This is a genomic window from Streptomyces sp. NPDC006476, from assembly GCF_040612015.1.
Taxonomy (GTDB): Bacteria; Actinomycetota; Actinomycetes; order Streptomycetales; family Streptomycetaceae; genus Streptomyces; species Streptomyces griseorubiginosus_B.
Map to the genome: position 1 here is coordinate 21,996 of NZ_JBEXPK010000041.1, position 16,134 is coordinate 38,129.

The following is a 16,134-nucleotide window of genomic DNA, read 5'->3' on the forward strand; positions in this document are numbered from 1 at the left end:
TGAGACCACTTGTCGCTGAGTGCGCCAAGCCCTATCAGAATGCCGGTAAATACGGCCGCCCGTCCGCCGGTTCTCACCCTTCGAACGCGATGCCGAGTTGCCTCCGGCATACCCACGAGTGCATGTGCCCCCAGGACTCGTGCACTCAAAGTAATCCTACGATCACGCGTCCAGCCATGGCGATCCCTGAAACGCCACCATTCGCCACCCCTTCGAATGAACTCACGGTCGCCTCCACGCGATTCACTTGACATAGGACGGCCGGGAGTAGGCGGAGCGATGCACTCAGGGGCGCGCACGGTCGAGTTCACCACCAGGGGCACTTCCGAGCGCCGCTCGGGACCGAGCGGAACCGGGGCATCCGAACACAGAGGGTCACGTTCCGCATCCGCGCCGTAACCACCGACGCGTCGGAAACGTTGGAGGGGGCATGGGGTTCACGATCGGCGGCATCCGGGAGATCCGGTCCGGCACGCGCAGGCGCGGACGCTCCTCGGAGTGCACCGCCGTCGCCGAGTACACCGGACTGTGGGGCTGGGACGTCGTGGCGGGCGCGCGGGCCGCGGGCGGCCAGTGTTCCTGCGGCCGTGCCGACTGCCCCGCGCCGGGCGCGCACCCGCTGGACTTCGCACCCCCTGTGCCGGCCGGCGCCACCCTCGACGAAGTGACCAAGACCTGGGGCGAGTTCCCCGGCGCCGCGGTGATGCTCGTGGTCGGTCGCGCGTTCGACGTCATCGAGGTCGCCGCGCCCGCCGGGCACCGCGCCCTCGTCCGCCTCGAGCGCATGGGCCTCCCCCTCGGCCCGGTCGCCGCCACCCCCGAGGGCCGCGCCCACTTCTTCGTCACCCCGGGCTGCGCCGCCGAACTCCCCGCGCTTCTCTACCGCATGGGCTGGGACGACCCGAGCTCCCTGGACCTGCGCGGCCTCGGCCCCGGCACCCACATCACCGCTCCCCCGTCGGACCGGGCCGGCCTGGGCCCCGTCCGCTGGCTTCGCCCCCCGGCCCTCGACTCCGCGACGAGGCCACCGGCGGCCCGCCTCCTGCTGGGCACCCTGGCGTACGTGGCACACCGGTCGCGGGCATAGCCGTACCTGCCACACCGGTCGCGTGCGCAGCCGTACCCCCTGCGCCGTACACAGCGAAGCGCCCGTCCCCGACTGCACCTCGGGGCGGGCGCTCCTTCGTGTGGTGGGGGCCGGTCAGTCACCGATAAGGGCATCCACGAACGCTTCCGCCTCGAACGGAGCCAGGTCGTCCACGCCCTCGCCCAGACCGATCAGCTTCACCGGTACGCCCAGCTCGCGCTGGACCGCGACCACGATGCCTCCCTTGGCCGTGCCGTCGAGCTTGGTCAGGACGATGCCGGTGATGTCGACGACCTCGGCGAAGACCCGGGCCTGGACCAGACCGTTCTGCCCGGTGGTCGCGTCCAGCACCAGCAGCACCTCGTCCAGCGGGGCCTGCTTCTCGACGACGCGCTTGACCTTGCCGAGCTCGTCCATGAGGCCGGTCTTGGTGTGGAGACGGCCGGCGGTGTCGATGAGCACGACGTCCACGCCCATCTCCTTGCCCTCCTTCACCGCGTCGAAGGCGACGGAGGCGGGATCGCCGCCCTCGGGCCCGCGCACGGTGTAGGCGCCGACGCGCTCACCCCAGGTCTGCAGCTGGTCGGCGGCGGCGGCCCGGAAGGTGTCGGCGGCGCCCAGCACCACGCTGCGCCCGTCGGCGACGAGGACCCGGGCGAGCTTGCCGGTGGTGGTGGTCTTTCCGGTGCCGTTGACGCCGACGACCATCACGATGCCGGGCTTGCTGGTCTCCGGCTCGGTCTTCACCGTGCGGTCCATGCCGGGGTCGACCAGCTTGAGCAGCTCCGCGCGCAGCAGGCCGCGCAGTTCCTCGGGGGTGCGGGTGCCGAGCACCTTCACGCGCTCGCGCAGGCCGTCCACCAGTTCCTGTGTGGGCTGCACTCCGACGTCGGCGGTGAGCAGGAGGTCCTCGATCTCCTCCCAGGTGTCCTCGTCCAGGTGCTCCCGGGACAGGAGCGCGAGCAGCCCCTTGCCGAGCGCGTTCTGGGAGCGGGAGAGGCGGGCGCGAAGGCGGACGAGCCGGCCGGCGGTCGGCTCGGGCACCTCGATCTCGGGGACTTCCAGAGCCGGCGGTTCCTCGACGGTGACCGGCGCCGAGCCGTCCGGAAGATCCACCTCCTCTATCGTCCGGCGCGGTTCGTCGCGGGGCGTCTCGGCCTCGTCGCCGACGTGCGGCTCGGCCGGAGGGGCGGTGATGTCGGGCGCGGAGGGGGGCGGCGGGGGCAGGGACTTCCTGCGACGACTGCCGACGACGAGCCCACCGAGCGCGCCGAGCACGACCACGGCGATGACTACAGCAAGGATGACGGTTTCCATAACCCGTCCAGTATCGGCCATGGAGTCCTGCGACACCGCTCTGGATGTCTGACACACCGTCAGCTACCGTCCCCCTCCACACCTGCCCTGTGAAGGGGGACCCCCATGCCCGTCACGGTCGTCCGCTTCAACCTCGTCGAGCCCGGCGCCACTCCCGCCACGCTCTCCGCCCGCTACCGGGCGGCCCTGGAGATGGCCGCCTACGCCGACGAGCACGGGATCACCACCGTGCAGACCGAGGAGCACCACGGTGCCGACAACAACTGGCTGCCGTCGCCGTTCGCCTTCGCGGGCGCGGTCTTCGGCGCGACCCGGCGGATCGCGGTGACCGTGTCGGCGATCATCGGCCCGCTGCACGATCCGCTGCGGCTGGCCGAGGAGATCGCCGTGCTCGACCTGCTCAGCGGCGGCCGGCTGGTGACGGTCGCGGGGATCGGGTACCGCCCGGAGGAGTACGCGCTGTTCGACGTGGAGTGGAAGCGCCGCGGGAGAATCCAGGACGAGGTCCTTGAGACGCTCCTGAAGGCCTGGACCGGCGAGGCGTTCGAGTACCGGGGCCGTACTGTACGGATCACCCCGCCCCCCTTCACCGACCCGCACCCCCTGCTGCTGGTCGGCGGCTCCTCGAAGGCCGCCGCCCGCCGGGCCGCCCGCCTGGGTCTCCCCTTCTTCCCGAGCGCGCATCTGCCGGAGCTGGAGGCCTACTACAAGGAACGGCTCGTGGAGTACGGCACCGAGGGCTGGACCATGATGCCGACCGCCGAGACCCCGCTGCTGCACATCGCCGAGGACCCGGACCGGGCCTGGGCCTCCTACGGCTCACACTTCCTGCACGAGGCCCGGACCTACGCCTCCTGGCAGTCCGGGGACATCCGCTCGGCGGTGAAGTCGGCGGCCACGAGCGTGGAGGAACTGCGCGCGGAAGGGGTCTACCGGATCCTGACGCCGGACCAGTGCGTGGAGCAGGGGCTCGACAACCTCGTCCTGCATCCGCTGTCCGGCGGCATGCCGGTGGAGGAGGGGTGGCGCAGCCTGCGGTTGTTCTGCGAGAACGTACTGCCCCGGCTCGGTGAGTGAGCCGGGGCGGTACGTCCTGCGGATTCGGGGAGAGGGGCGGCGGGGACTTGGCCCTTCTCCCCGAGCCGGGGGCCCTTCCCCTCGAGCCGGGGGCCTCAGCCCATCTCCTCCAGCGCCTTGCCCTTCGTCTCCTTGACGAACTTCAGGACGAACGGGATGGAGAGCGCCGCGAAGACCGTGTAGATCACGTAGGTCGCGGAGAGGTTCCAGTCGGACAGCGACGGGAAGCTCGCGGTGATGGCCCAGTTGGCGATCCACTGCGCCGAGGCGGCCACGCCCAGGGCGGCGGCGCGCAGCTTGTTCGGGAACATCTCGCCGAGCATGACCCAGACGACCACACCCCAGGACAGGGCGAAGAAGAGGACGAAGACGTGGGCGGCGACCAGGGCGGTCCAGCCCTGCGCGGCCGGCAGCTTGCCGTCGACCAGGTGGTAGGAGAACGCCCAGGCCTCCAGCGCCAGACCGACGACCATGCCGACGGAGCCGATCAGGGCCAGCGGCTTGCGGCCGATCCGGTCCACGAAGATCATCGCGATCACGGTGCCGACGATGTTGATGATCGACGTCGTGAAGGAGTAGAAGAACGAGTCCGTCGGGTCGACGCCGACCGACTGCCAGAGCGTCGAGGAGTAGTAGAACGCGACGTTGATGCCGACGAACTGCTGGAAGACCGACAGGCCGATACCGACCCAGACGATCGGCTTGAAGAAGAAGCCGCCGCCGAGCAGGTCCTTGAACGACGACTTGTGCTCGCTCCGCATCGCCTGCTCGATCTCGGCGACCCGGGCGTCGAGGGCGGCGCTCTCGCCCCCCTCGACCTCGGCGAGGATCTCGCGGGCGCGCTCGCGCCTGCCGGCGGAGATCAGGAAGCGCGGCGACTCGGGGATGGCGAAGGAGAGCAGTCCGTACAGGACGGCCGGGATCACCATGACGCCGAGCATGACCTGCCAGGCCTCCAGGCCCATCAGCTTGCCGCGCTGGTCGCCGCCTGCCGCGTTGAGCAGGCCCCAGTTGACCAGCTGGGAGATGGCGATACCGACGACGATCGCGGCCTGCTGGAAGGAGCCGAGCCGGCCGCGGTACGCCGGCGGGGCGACCTCGGCGATGTAGGCGGGGCCGATGACGGAGGCCATGCCGATGGCGAAGCCGCCGACGACGCGCCACAGGGCGAGGTCCCACAGGGCGAAGGGCAGCGCGGAGCCGACGGCGCTGATGGTGAACAGCACGGCGGCTATCTGCATGCAGCGGATCCGGCCGATGCGGTCGGCGATCCGGCCCGCGGTCGCGGCGCCGATGGCGCAGCCGATCAGGGCGATGGCGATGACCTGGGCGAGGGCCGCGGAGCCGATGTCGTAGCGGTCCCGGATGGCCTCGACGGCGCCGTTGATCACGGAACTGTCGTAGCCGAAGAGGAACCCGCCCATCGCGGCCGCCGCCGCGATGAAGATGACATGCCCGAGATGATCGGGATGAGCCGTGCCGGCTCCTGACTTCTGTGCCTGCGCTGTGCTGGTCACGTTCAACTCCTCGGGCCACCGGCAACGCCGCCGGTGCGGTCAGCTCTCCAGATAGGTGGTACCTGAAGCTAAATCCAACTCTGCTGACCTTATGCCTTCAACTCCCAAAATCAAACGCGGGAAAATGTGAGAACCGAGACAGGATTCCGTGACTTACGTTCACTTCTTGAAGGGACGCGCCCGCCAGTGACAGGTCAGCGCAGCCGCTGGCTGATGACCTTCGAGACACCGTCGCCCTGCATGGAGACGCCGTACAGCGCGTCGGCGACCTCCATCGTGCGCTTCTGGTGCGTGATCACGATGAGCTGCGAGGCCTCCTGCAGCTCCTGCATGATGCGGATGAGCCGCTGGAGGTTGGTGTCGTCGAGGGCGGCCTCGACCTCGTCCATGACGTAGAACGGGCTCGGACGGGCCTTGAAGATCGACACCAGCAGCGCCACGGCGGTCAGCGAGCGCTCGCCACCGGAGAGCAGGCTCAGCCGCTTGACCTTCTTGCCGGGCGGCCGGGCCTCGACGTCGACGCCCGTGGTGAGCATGTTGTCGGGATCGGTCAGCACGAGCCGTCCCTCGCCGCCGGGGAAGAGCCGGCTGAAGACGCCCTCGAACTCCCGGGCGGTGTCCCGGTAGGCCTCGGTGAAGACCTGCTCGACCCGCTCGTCGACCTCCTTCACGACCTGAAGCAGGTCGGCGCGGGTCTTCTTCAGGTCCTCCAGCTGCTCGCTGAGGAACTTGTGCCGCTCCTCCAGCGCGGCGAACTCCTCCAGCGCCAGCGGGTTGACCTTGCCCAGCTGCTGGTAGGCGCGCTCGGCCGCCTTCAGCCGCCGCTCCTGCTCGGCCCGGTGGAACGGCTTCGGCCGGTTGCGCGGATGCTCCGGGTCCTCGGGCAACTCCTCGCCCTCGGCGGGCGGGGAGGGCGGTACGAGCTGGTGGGGGCCGTACTCGGAGACGAGCCCGGCGGGTTCGACGCCCAGTTCCTCCAGCGCCTTGGTCTCCAACTGCTCGATGCGCAGCCGCTTCTCGGCGCCGAGGACCTCACCGCGGTGCACGGAGTCGGTGAGCTTGTCGAGCTCCGCCTTCAGGTCACGGCCGGCGTTGCGGGCGGCGGTCAGCTCCTGCTCACGCCGGGCCTTGGCGGCCTCCGCGGCGGTGCGCTCCTCGTCGGCGCGGGTGAGCGAGACCTCGACGTGCGCGAGCAGCTGGCGGGCACCGGAGGCGACGGCTTCCGCGACGGCCGCCTCGTGACGCAGCCGGGCCCGCCGCTGCTCGGCACGCGCGCGTGCCTCGCGCTCCGCGCGGGCGGCGCGGTCGAGGGAGTCGGCGCGGCCGGCCAGGCCCTTGACGCGTTCCTCGTGCGTACGGACCTGGAGGCGGGCCTCCATCTCGGTCTGGCGGGCGTTGGCGCCGTCGGCGGCGAGACGGTCCCGGACGGAGGTGTCGGGCTCCTCCTCGACGGGCATCTCCTCGGCCACGGCGAGGCGTTCGGCGAGTTCCTCGACGTCCTGGAGTGCCTTGTCGAGGGCGTCCTGGGCGCGGGCCGCCGCCGCGACGGACCGCTCGGCCTCGCCCGCGGCACCTCTGGCCTGCCCCGCGAGACGGCCGAGCTGCTGGGCCACGGTCGACTTCTCGCGGTCGGCGGCTCGGCGGCGGTCGGCCAGTTCCTCGACCTGGGCGGCGCATTCCTTGCGTCGCTCCTGGGCCGCGTGCTGGGCCTCGGTGAGTTCCTCGCAGCGGACGGCCAGCTCTTCGAGTTCGGCGGCGGCCTCGTCGACGGAGGCCTGTACTTCGAGGAGGCTCGGGGCGCCGGCGGAGCCGCCGTGGGCGAAGTGGGCGCCGAGGAGGTCGCCTTCGGCGGTCACGGCGGTGAGGTGGGGTTGGGAGTAGACCAGTTCCTCGGCGTCTTCGAGGGTGGGGACGACGACGATGCCGTGCAGGAGGCGACGGACCGCCGGCATCAGGTCGGAAGGGCCGCGGACGAGATCTGCCGCGTGCTGATGTGTGGCGTCTGCGGGGCCGTCGTGGTTGATCGCGCCCCGCGGCGGAGCCGCAAGTTGGTGCAGCCCCGCGCCCCTGAGGGGCGCGTCTTCGGAGCCTCCGGCCAAAATGAGTGCCGCCCGTCCCCCGTCCTGCTTGCGCAGCAAGCGGATCGCGTCCGCCGCTGCCGACGGTGACGTCACCGCCAGTGCGTCCGCCGCCGCGCCGAAAGCCGCCGCCAGAGGGACCTCGTAGCCCGGGGTGATGGTCAGGAGTTCGGCTGCCGGGCCCAGCAGGCCGGAGAGACGATCCTTCGCTCCCAGCAGGGCGCCCGTGCCGTCCTTTCTGCGCAGGCCCAGTGCCAGCGCCTCATGGCGGGCCTGTGTCGCCGCGCGCCTGCGTTCCGCCGCCGTCGCCGCCTCACGGGCCGCCGACAGGGCGCTCTCCGCCTCCGTCAGCTGCTGTCTGGCCGACTCGTGCCGCTCCGCCAGTTCGGCGTCGCCGGCGTCCAGGCCGTCGACCTCGGCCTTGAGCGCCTCGTACTCCTCCTGGGCGGCGACCGCGCGCTCCTGCGCCTCGTCCCTCGCCGCGGCCAGCCGGTCGATCTCGGCCTGGGCCGAGGCGGCGCGCGAACGGGCCGCGTTGACCTGGCCGTTGAGGCGGGCGAGGCCCTCACGGCGGTCGGCGATGGCGCGGGCCACGTCCTTCAGGCGCCGTTCCTCCTGCGTGAGTTCGCGTTCGAGTTCGGCGCGGTGGGCGACCGTGTCCTCCAGGGCGCGTTCGGCCGCCTCCAGGGCCGCCTCCAGCTCGGCCTCCTGCTCCCGGATCCGGGCGGCCTCGCGCTCCATGTCCTCCGGGTCGCGTCCGCGCCGCTCCTCGGGGGGCGCGGAGGTGGCGCTCTTCACGCGGGCGTCGGCCAGCGAGATCGTGCCGCGCACGCGCTCGGCCAGCTGGGAGAGTTCGTACCAGGTCTGCTGGGCGCGCTGCAGGCGCGGGGTGAGCTGCCGTACCTCGTCCTCCAGGAGGGCCTCGCGCTGGAGGGCCTTCTTCAGTTCCTGCTCGGCGGCTTCCTTGCGCTCCTTCAGCGCGGCCTCGTCGGCGACCTCGGCCTGCAGTGCCTGGCGCAGTCGTACGAGATCGTCGGCCAGCAGACGCAGCCGGGCGTCGCGGAGGTCGGCCTGGATGACGGCGGCCCGGCGGGCGACGGCGGCCTGCCGGCCCAGGGGCTTGAGCTGGCGGCGGAGTTCGTCGGTCAGGTCCTGCACGCGCGCGAGGTTGGCCTGCATCGCGTCGAGCTTGCGGAGGGCCTTCTCCTTGCGCTTGCGGTGCTTGAGGACGCCCGCGGCCTCCTCGATGAAGGCGCGGCGGCCCATGGGGTCGGCGTGCAGGACGGAGTCGAGCTGGCCCTGCCCGACGATGACGTGCATCTCGCGGCCGATGCCGGAGTCGGAGAGGAGTTCCTGGATGTCCAGCAGACGGCAGGTGTCGCCGTTGATCTGGTACTCGCTGCCGCCGTTGCGGAACATGATCCGCGTGATGGTGACCTCGGCGTACTCGATGGGCAGCGCACCGTCGGAGTTGTCGATGGTCAGGGACACCTCGGCACGGCCCAGCGGCGGGCGGCCGGTGGTGCCGGCGAAGATGACGTCCTCCATCTTGCCGCCGCGCAGCGACTTGGCGCCCTGCTCGCCCATCACCCAGCTGAGGGCGTCGACGACGTTGGACTTGCCCGAGCCGTTCGGTCCGACGACGCACGTGATCCCCGGTTCGAACCGGAGCGTGGTCGCCGAGGCGAACGACTTGAACCCGCGGAGGGTCAGGGCCTTGAGGTGCACGCCGCTGGACTCTACCTTCCGGGGGTGTCTCACTCCATGAACGTGCTGTCTCCCGCGGTTTCACCTTTGAACATGCAGGGCACATCAAACGTTGTAGAAGGTGAAAGGATGCGCGGGGGCAGGTAAGAAAGAAGGGACGCCGAAGCGTCCCTTGCAAATCTGACAACTTAGCGGTTGATACGGGCGGCCCAACCACTGCTGTCGTGGTGCGATGCAGTGATCAGGTGAGCGCAGGCTCCGCCTGGTGTGCGTCGATGCTCTCCATGATCCTGTCGTGAGAAGCGGCAGCCGCGAGCGCGTCGTTCTCGGCCTGGATCCGTACGAGCTCGGATTCCAGGTCCTGGACACGCTGCTGAAGCCGTCGCATCTCGGCGAGGAGTCGAGGGTCGGAGCCGCCGACGTAACCGAGAAGCGCCTTTGCCATGATGGATGGTCCTCCACACTGAGTGACCGACCGAAGCGGTGTGGGTCGTGAGGGAATCGCACCCGTGGTGCTTGACACTATGGAGTTCATGCTGCCGTTCATCCATGCCAAACAGCTAAGGTGCGCGGGGTGCTTTCAGCGTCTCACCAAAAAGTTTGACGGTCAACACGATCACGCCCCGTATTGGCGGGCATCCCGGGGGCGCGCGGCCTGAGAGCGGCTGCGCTGCGACTCCTGCGGGCCCCTCGGGGCGTGGCGATCATCTTTGCGTGCGCAGCCTGCCAGAGCAAGCGGTTCTTGGCAACCACCAGCGTCTTTCCGCTCCCGGCAGCTGCCGGTGGCATGTGCGTCCGCTTCCGCCTGGGCCTCTTTACAGAAAGGGGTCAGCGGATGGCGAAGCCGTCGTAACCCCCGCGAGGTGTGTCCCAGATCTCGGTGACGCCCTCCACGCGCCCGGGCGTGTCGTCACCCTGGAGCCAGTCCAGAAGTCCTTCACAGGACTCCCGCGAGCCCTCCGCGACCACCTGGACCCGACCGTCGCCCAAATTGAGAGCAAAACCACTCAGGCCGCCGAGCTCCAGCGCCTTGGCCCGCGTGAACCAGCGGAAACCCACACCTTGGACGCGTCCGCGCACCCAGGCGACCAGTCGTACATCCTCGCTCATGGGGGCAACCTAACCGGCCAATGTCTCTTCGGACACTTCCTCCTCTGGCGCCATGCGGTACCGTCCCCACCCAATGAATCTCAGATAAAACTCACTCGAAGGAGTGAGCTGGGTCACCCGCAAGATCGTATCCGGCGGGTTGACCGCCAGGACGAGGAAGGCCAGAAACATGGGACGCCACCGACGCTCCGCCGCCGGCCGCGCCGCCACGGGCCGCGCCACGGGGGTCACAGCGAGGAACGGCTCGCACGCCGGCAGTTATGACCCCCGGCAGTACTCGTACAGCTATGACCCGCCGGAGGCCTTCGGCAGCTATGACCCGCCGGAGGCCTTCGGGTCCGAGGACCCGCCCACGCTGGGCACGGCCCCGTATCTGAACACGGACGAGTACGCCGAGGCCTCCGCCCGGAGTGCCGCCTACCTGTTCGCCAACGAGGACGACTACCGCACCGTCTTCCCGGACGACGGCTTCACGCCCGACGGCGGGCGCGGCGGGTCGCACCGGCGCCGGAAGCGGACCGTGACGCCGGTGAAGACCGGGCTGCTCGGGGTCTCCGCGGCCGTCGCGATCGGCACGGTCGCGGTCGCCACGGGTGCGGTGCCCGGGCTGGACAACTACAAGCTGGGTGGCGGTGGCGGCGGCGGAAAGGTGCAGGCCGCGAGCACGCCGAGCAACTCGGCGGCCGAGCAGGGCGGCACCTCCGGCAGCGTCCAGGGCCGGGACGACGGCTCCTCGACGAGCCGCGACGCCGACCGCTCGCCCACGCCCTCCGCGGTTCACTCCACTCCGTCCGCCTCCGCGGCCGCCCCGACCGAGGTGCCGACGAAGAAGCCGAAGACGCCGCCGAGCAAGAAGCCGAAGACGACGCCCTCGAAGCCCTCGCGGAAGGAGACCGCGCCGCCGAAGCAGTCCGCGACCGCCCCCGCGGTGACGGTCTCCGCCCAGGCCGCGGCCGAGGCGGAGGTGCTCAAGCTCGTCAACGAGGAGCGGGCCAAGGTCGGCTGCAGCGCGGTGTCCGCGAACAGCACCCTGTCGGAGCTGGCGGAGAACTTCAGCGACGCCATGGCCGCGCAGAACTTCTTCGACCACACCGACCCCAGCGGCGCGACGCCGTGGGACCGGGCCGCCAAGCTCGGCATCACCAACCTCGGCGGCGAGAACATCGCCCGGGGGCAGGCCGACGCGGCCGCGGTGATGGAGGCCTGGATGAACAGCCCGGGCCACCGGGCGAACATCCTGAACTGCGACTTCAAGACCCTGGGGGTCGGTGTCCACCTCGGTACCGGCGGCCCCTGGTGGACGCAGGACTTCGGCTACTAGACGTCACGAGGCTCAGGCGGCGCGGCCCTGGAGGAACACCCGCGCCGTCTCCGCCACCCGGCGCCCCAGGTGCTCGGCGGTCTTGACGTCCGCCTTGTGGACGGCGTCCGGGCCCTCGTCGACGTTGGTCTGGGCGGCGGCGCCCGCGAAGACACCGAGGCGGTTGAGGTCGTGCTCGCTGCCCTCGCTGTTGTTCCAGCCGGGGTGCAGGCCGAGGTTCACCCAGTGCATGCCGTGCTGGCCGGCGAGGATCTGGAAGAACTGCAGGGTGTGCAGCTTGTCGCCGCTCTTGGAGCCGGAGTTGGTGAAGCCGGCCGCCAGCTTGTCCTTCCAGTCCTGCCCGAACCAGCGCTTCGAGGACGCCTCGGCGAAGACGTGGAAGGCGCCGGACGCGGTGCCCATGTAGGTCGGCGAGCCGAAGACGATGGCGTCCGAGCCGTCGAGCAGCGCCCACTGCTCGTCGGTGATCCCGTCGACGTTGATCAGGTGCACCTCGGCACCCGCCTCGACGGCACCGGAGCGGACGGCCTCGGCGAGCACGGCGGTGTGACCGTAGCCGGAGTGGTAGGCGATGGAGACAACGGGGGTCGTCACGATGAGTACTCCTGTGATGAGCATGGATGAGCGTTCACAGCCAATGACCAGCTCACTGGCAATGACGAAAGGAAAGCACTAACTTCTGGTTAGTGCAACCTGTCGGTTAGCGCTGCATTCGAGTACGCTTGTGCTATGGACAGCACGCAGGAGCGCCCGTCGGCGCACGACCTCCCGTTCAATGTGTTCGCCAAGGCGTGTCCCTCGCGCGGCACCCTCGAACACGTCACGGGACGCTGGGGCTCGCTCACGCTGGGCGCGCTGTACGAGGGTTCGCTGCGCTTCAACGAGCTGCGCCGCCGGGTCGACGGCGTGAGCGAGAAGATGCTCTCCCAGACCCTGCACGCACTGGAGCGCGACGGCCTGGTGCACCGCGAGGCCCAACCGACCAACCCGCCCCGCGTGGACTACGAACTGACCCCGCTCGGCCGCCAGGTCGCCGAGCGGCTGCTGGACCTGATCCACCTGGTGGAGGGCCGCATGAACGACGTCCTCACGGCCCGCGAGCGTTACGACACCACGCGCGGCGCCCTCTGACACTTCGGGCAGAAGTAGCTTGACCGGTTCATCCACGGGCGCCTGCGCATGGGCGTACCGCACCTCTTGCACGGCAGACCTTCACGGCCGTACGCGTCGAGGGACCGGTCGAAGTAGCCGGACTCCCCGTTGACGTTGACATACAGGCTGTCGAAGCTGGTGCCGCCGACAGCGAGGGCCGCGTTCATCACGTCCCGTACGTGGCCGAGGAGTTCAGCCGTGCGCGGTCGGGTGAAGCCGGCGGTGGGGCGCTCGTAGTGGACGCGGGCCCGCCAAAGGGCCTCGTCGGCATAGATGTTGCCGACCCCGCTGATCAACGACTGGTCCAGCAAGGCCCGTTTGATGGTGGTCCGCTTGCGGCGCAGCGCCTGGTGGAAGGCGTCCTCGTCGAACAGCGGGTCGAGGGGGTCGCGGGCGATGTGCGCGATGACGTCGGGCAGACCCTCGGGGGTGTTGTCGTGCAACGACAGCCCGCCGAAGGTGCGTTGGTCGACGAAGCGGAGTTCCGTCGCGAGGGCGTCGGCGAAGCGGACGCGGATGCGCAGGTGCTTCTCGTCGGGGGCCGTGTTGGGCTGGACCAGCAGCTGGCCGCTCATCCCGAGGTGCGCCAGGATCGACTGGCGGGTGTCCTCCAAGGGCAGCCACAGATACTTGCCGCGGCGGCTCGGGACGCCGACGCGGTGGCCCTTGAGGCGGTGCGCGAAGTCGTCGGCGCCCGCGATGTGGCGCCGTACGGCACGCGGGTGCAGCACCTCGGCGTCGGCGACGACACGGTGGGCGACCCACCGCTCCAGGCCGCGCCGGACGACCTCGACCTCGGGCAACTCGGGCATGACGACTCCCGTACCGGACTGTGGATGAGCCGAGCGCCCGCCCCGGTGTGCGGGACAGGCGCTCGGGACGCGCTGTTCGTCAGGCAGAGACGGACGTCGGGCCTTCGTCGCCGTCCAGGGCGGCCTTCTCGGCCGCCGCCTTCTCGGCGCGCTCGTCCGCGGCGGCCCGGATGGACCGCCAGGCGGACTCGGCGGCCTGCTGCTCCGCCTCCTTCTTGCTGCGGCCGGTGCCGGTGCCGTACGAGACGCCTCCGACGCGGGCGGCAGCAGTGAAGGTCTTCTCGTGGTCGGGGCCGGTCTCCGTGACCAGGTACTCGGGGACACCGAGCCCCTCGGTCGCGGTGAGCTCCTGGAGGCTGGTCTTCCAGTCCAGGCCGGCACCGAGGTTCGAGGACTTCTCGATCAGCGGGTCGAACAGGCGGTGCACCAGTTCGGAGGCCGCGTCGAGGCCCTGGTCGAGATAGACCGCGCCGATCACCGCTTCCAGGGTGTCGGCGAGGATGGACGCCTTGTCCCGGCCGCCCGTGCCCTCTTCACCGCGGCCCAGCCGGATGAAGGAGCCGAGTTCCAGACCGCGACCGACCTCCGCCAGCGCACGCGAGTTGACCACCGCGGCCCGCAGCTTGGCCAGTTGGCCCTCGGGCAGGTCGGGGTGGGTGTTGTACAGCGTGTCCGTGACCACGAGACCGAGCACGGAGTCCCCGAGGAACTCCAGCCGCTCGTTGGTCGGCAGACCGCCGTTCTCGTACGCGTAGGAACGGTGGGTCAGCGCACGCACCAGAAGGGCGGACTCGAGCTTGTACCCGAGCCGCCCTTCCAGAAGCGTGTGGGACGAGGCCGTGTTGTCCGCTTTCTTCTTGGCGGACGGGTCCGCCTTGGCGTCATCCGCCTTCTTGGCAGTGGACACGGTGCCTCTCACCAGCCGCTCAGACCTCGAGGACCTGGCGCTTGTTGTAGGTGCCGCAAGACGGGCACGCGATGTGCTGCTGCTTGGGCTCGTGGCAGCGCTCGCACGCAACCAGGGTGGGGACCGCAGCCTTCCACTGCGACCGGCGGTGGCGCGTGTTGCTGCGCGACATCTTCCGCTTCGGAACAGCCACGGCTACTTCTCCTGCTTCTCGTCGACGCCCGCTTCGGCGCCGCTCATCTCGTCCTTCTCGCCGTCCGTCATGGTTTCGGCGAGTCCCTGCAGTGCCGCCCAACGGATGTCGACGGCGTCGTGGTGGTGGTCCGGGTCGTCCGCCAGCCGCGCTCCGCACTCGGAGCACAGACCCGGGCAGTCTTCCTGGCACACCGGCTGCATCGGCAGTGCGAGCACCACCGCATCGCGCAGCACGGGCTCGAGGTCGAACAGGCCGTCCTCGATGAAGAGCCTGTCCTCGTCTTCCTCGGCGTCGTCGGCCGGCTCCGCCTTGGGGCGGCCCCGGTCGTCGGCGTCAGGGTACGAGAACATCTCCTGGAAGTCCGCTTCGACGTCGAGCTGAAGCGGCTCCAGACACCTTACGCACTCCCCCTCGGCCTGTGCACGGGCGGTGCCTGTGACAAGCACCCCTTCCATGACCGACTCGAGCCGGAGTTCGAGCTCCACCGGAGCGCCTTCCGGCACTCCGACGACCCCCTGGACACCGAAGTGTTTGGGGGCGTCGACCGTGCGGGACAGCCGCTGCAGCGCACCGGGACGGCGACCCAGCTCGTGCGTGTCGAACACGAGGGGGTTGCGGTGGTCGAGGCGAGCGTTGGGAGCCATCCTGCTTTCGATCTTCTGAGCTCAGAGGGACGCCGCCCTGCGGTGTCCCCGGGCAGCGTTGATCGCGGACGTACGCGCGACCGAAGAGCCAGGATACTGGACCTTTCGCTCACGGCCCAATCCGGTGGTCCCTTACTGGCCGCGGCCCTGCTCGTAGGCCCTCAACTGCTCCGGCGTGATCATGCCGGTGTCGAAGAGGCTGGTCTCGTCGAGAGCGTACGACTGGTGCGGTTGGTGCTGCTGGACCTGGTTCGGATCGTACGAGGCCTGCTGCTGGGCGTCGTAGCCCTGGTACGCGTAGGGGTCGGCCTGTTGGTAGCCGTACGCGTCCTGCTGGCCGTAGGTCTGCTGCTCGTAGCCGGCCGCGGCGTAGGTGTCCGTCTGCTGGTAGCCGTAGGCCGGCTGCTGGTCGTACTGCTGCGGCTGTTGCTGTTCGGCCGAGTTCTCCCGCTGGGAGAGCGCGGCGAGGTCGGCCAGGTAGTCGGCGTCGCTGGAGTGCTGGAAGGACGTGGTGTCGTCGGCGAGGGCGCCGAGGTCGTCGGTGGCGATGCGGCCGTGCAGCTTGGCGCGTCCCTTGCCGACCGCCTCCAGCGTCTTGGCGAGGACCGCCTCGAAGGCGCCCAGCTTGACGTCCACGTAGGCGTCGGCGTCCTTGCGCAGGGTCTCCGGGTCGTGGCTGCGCTCGGGGGCGTCCTCGTCCTCGTAGCCCTGCTCGTCCAGGCCCGGGCCGGTGCCCAGCAGCTTCTCGCGGCCGCGGCCGACGGAGCCGAGGGTCTTGGTGAGGACGACCTCGAAGTTGGCGAGCTTGGAGTCGACGTAGTCGTCGGCCTCGGCGCGGACCTCCTCCGCCTCCCGGCGGGCCTCGCTCAGGATCCGGTCCGCCTCTGCCTGGGAGCGGCGGGCGATCTCGGTGTCGGAGATCAGCGAGCCGCGCTCGGCATGCGCGCCCTGGATGATCCGCTCGGCCTCCTGGCGGGCCTGCTCGACCATCTCCTCCCGGCCGCCGATCAGCTCCTGCGCCTGGGCCAGGGAGTCGGGCAGGGCCGCGCGGACCTCTTCGAGCATCGCGAGCAGTTCCGCGCGGTTGACCACGCACGACGCCGACATGGGCATCGACCGGGCACTGGAGACCGCCGCGACGATCTCGTCGAGCTTCTTCTGCACGTCCACCGTGTGCTCGCCACTCTCTACCGATGTGTTGGAGACGGA

The 16,134-nt window shown here is 70.1% G+C and carries 15 protein-coding genes; 4 read left to right on the plus strand and 11 right to left on the minus strand.

Annotation, left to right across the window (positions count from 1 at the left end; genetic code table 11):
* The first annotated feature begins 430 nt into the window (after positions 1-430).
* A complete protein-coding gene (locus tag ABZZ74_RS35190; RefSeq protein ID WP_356772024.1) occupies positions 431-1,087 on the plus strand; it encodes a bifunctional DNA primase/polymerase in 657 nt (218 codons plus the stop codon).
* Positions 1,088-1,201: 114 nt separating this feature from the next.
* On the opposite strand, the gene ftsY is transcribed toward ABZZ74_RS35190, so the two are convergent.
* The gene (gene ftsY, locus ABZZ74_RS35195) at positions 1,202-2,404 is read right to left on the minus strand and encodes a signal recognition particle-docking protein FtsY (protein WP_356772026.1); all 1,203 of its coding nucleotides are present in this window, start codon (positions 2,402-2,404) and stop codon (positions 1,202-1,204) included.
* A gap of 105 nt (positions 2,405-2,509) precedes the next feature.
* On the opposite strand from ftsY, the gene ABZZ74_RS35200 reads away from it, so the two are divergent.
* A complete protein-coding gene (locus ABZZ74_RS35200; protein ID WP_356772028.1) occupies positions 2,510-3,481 on the plus strand; it encodes an LLM class flavin-dependent oxidoreductase in 972 nt (323 codons plus the stop codon).
* 95 nt (positions 3,482-3,576) lie between these two features.
* Here the strand turns inward: ABZZ74_RS35200 and ABZZ74_RS35205 are convergent, their stop codons facing one another.
* The 4 genes from ABZZ74_RS35205 to ABZZ74_RS35220 form a co-directional block, all read right to left on the minus strand.
* A complete protein-coding gene (locus ABZZ74_RS35205) occupies positions 3,577-4,998 on the minus strand; it encodes a sugar porter family MFS transporter (protein ID WP_356772030.1) in 1,422 nt (473 codons plus the stop codon).
* A gap of 194 nt (positions 4,999-5,192) precedes the next feature.
* On the minus strand, positions 5,193-8,804 hold the full coding sequence (gene smc / locus ABZZ74_RS35210) for a chromosome segregation protein SMC (protein ID WP_356772032.1): 3,612 nt from the start codon (positions 8,802-8,804) through the stop codon (positions 5,193-5,195).
* Positions 8,805-9,024: 220 nt separating this feature from the next.
* Positions 9,025-9,228 carry a hypothetical protein gene (locus tag ABZZ74_RS35215; protein ID WP_016432419.1) on the minus strand — a complete coding sequence of 68 codons (204 nt, stop codon included), beginning with the start codon at positions 9,226-9,228 and terminating at the stop codon, positions 9,025-9,027.
* A gap of 383 nt (positions 9,229-9,611) precedes the next feature.
* Positions 9,612-9,893: an acylphosphatase gene (locus ABZZ74_RS35220; protein ID WP_133046777.1), complete on the minus strand. Its 282-nt coding sequence runs from the start codon at positions 9,891-9,893 to the stop codon at positions 9,612-9,614.
* 169 nt (positions 9,894-10,062) lie between these two features.
* Here ABZZ74_RS35220 and ABZZ74_RS35225 point away from each other — a divergent pair, with 169 nt between their 5' ends.
* Positions 10,063-11,214 carry a CAP domain-containing protein gene (locus tag ABZZ74_RS35225; protein ID WP_356772035.1) on the plus strand — a complete coding sequence of 384 codons (1,152 nt, stop codon included), beginning with the start codon at positions 10,063-10,065 and terminating at the stop codon, positions 11,212-11,214.
* A 12-nt stretch (positions 11,215-11,226) separates the two neighbouring features.
* On the opposite strand, the gene ABZZ74_RS35230 is transcribed toward ABZZ74_RS35225, so the two are convergent.
* Positions 11,227-11,808, minus strand: a complete 582-nt coding sequence (locus tag ABZZ74_RS35230) for a flavodoxin family protein (protein WP_356772037.1) — start codon at positions 11,806-11,808, stop codon at positions 11,227-11,229.
* A gap of 135 nt (positions 11,809-11,943) precedes the next feature.
* Between ABZZ74_RS35230 and ABZZ74_RS35235 the strand changes: the two genes are divergently transcribed.
* Positions 11,944-12,345: a helix-turn-helix domain-containing protein gene (locus ABZZ74_RS35235; RefSeq protein WP_356772039.1), complete on the plus strand. Its 402-nt coding sequence runs from the start codon at positions 11,944-11,946 to the stop codon at positions 12,343-12,345.
* Here ABZZ74_RS35235 and mutM read toward each other — a convergent pair.
* The 5 genes from mutM to ABZZ74_RS35260 all read right to left on the minus strand — a co-directional run bounded on the left by mutM (position 12,318) and on the right by ABZZ74_RS35260 (position 16,095).
* The gene (gene mutM, locus ABZZ74_RS35240; protein ID WP_356772041.1) at positions 12,318-13,178 is read right to left on the minus strand and encodes a bifunctional DNA-formamidopyrimidine glycosylase/DNA-(apurinic or apyrimidinic site) lyase; all 861 of its coding nucleotides are present in this window, start codon (positions 13,176-13,178) and stop codon (positions 12,318-12,320) included. The two genes, ABZZ74_RS35235 and mutM, sit on opposite strands and share 28 nt — an antisense overlap.
* 79 nt (positions 13,179-13,257) lie before the next feature.
* Complete coding sequence (gene rnc, locus ABZZ74_RS35245; RefSeq protein WP_165954999.1) at positions 13,258-14,097, minus strand: ribonuclease III; 840 nt, start codon at positions 14,095-14,097, stop codon at positions 13,258-13,260.
* Between the two features lie 7 nt (positions 14,098-14,104).
* On the minus strand, positions 14,105-14,278 hold the full coding sequence (gene rpmF / locus ABZZ74_RS35250; RefSeq protein WP_003951102.1) for a 50S ribosomal protein L32: 174 nt from the start codon (positions 14,276-14,278) through the stop codon (positions 14,105-14,107).
* A 2-nt stretch (positions 14,279-14,280) separates the two neighbouring features.
* Positions 14,281-14,925: a YceD family protein gene (locus ABZZ74_RS35255; RefSeq protein WP_356772043.1), complete on the minus strand. Its 645-nt coding sequence runs from the start codon at positions 14,923-14,925 to the stop codon at positions 14,281-14,283.
* 132 nt (positions 14,926-15,057) lie between these two features.
* Entirely contained in the window at positions 15,058-16,095 is a 1,038-nt protein-coding gene (locus ABZZ74_RS35260) for an ATP synthase F0 subunit B (RefSeq protein WP_356772045.1), read from the minus strand.
* Positions 16,096-16,134 lie beyond the last annotated feature (39 nt).

What these genes read in the sequence shown, in the direction of transcription:
- ABZZ74_RS35190 (WP_356772024.1), top strand. Translation starts at nt 431, where the DNA reads ATGGGGTTCACGATCGGCGGCATCCGGGAGATCCGGTCCGGCACGCGC.
- ftsY (WP_356772026.1), bottom strand. Translation starts at nt 2,404, where the DNA reads ATGGAAACCGTCATCCTTGCTGTAGTCATCGCCGTGGTCGTGCTCGGC.
- ABZZ74_RS35200 (WP_356772028.1), top strand. Translation starts at nt 2,510, where the DNA reads ATGCCCGTCACGGTCGTCCGCTTCAACCTCGTCGAGCCCGGCGCCACT.
- ABZZ74_RS35215 (WP_016432419.1), bottom strand. Translation starts at nt 9,228, where the DNA reads ATGGCAAAGGCGCTTCTCGGTTACGTCGGCGGCTCCGACCCTCGACTC.
- ABZZ74_RS35220 (WP_133046777.1), bottom strand. Translation starts at nt 9,893, where the DNA reads ATGAGCGAGGATGTACGACTGGTCGCCTGGGTGCGCGGACGCGTCCAA.
- ABZZ74_RS35225 (WP_356772035.1), top strand. Translation starts at nt 10,063, where the DNA reads ATGGGACGCCACCGACGCTCCGCCGCCGGCCGCGCCGCCACGGGCCGC.
- ABZZ74_RS35235 (WP_356772039.1), top strand. Translation starts at nt 11,944, where the DNA reads ATGGACAGCACGCAGGAGCGCCCGTCGGCGCACGACCTCCCGTTCAAT.
- mutM (WP_356772041.1), bottom strand. Translation starts at nt 13,178, where the DNA reads ATGCCCGAGTTGCCCGAGGTCGAGGTCGTCCGGCGCGGCCTGGAGCGG.
- ABZZ74_RS35255 (WP_356772043.1), bottom strand. Translation starts at nt 14,925, where the DNA reads ATGGCTCCCAACGCTCGCCTCGACCACCGCAACCCCCTCGTGTTCGAC.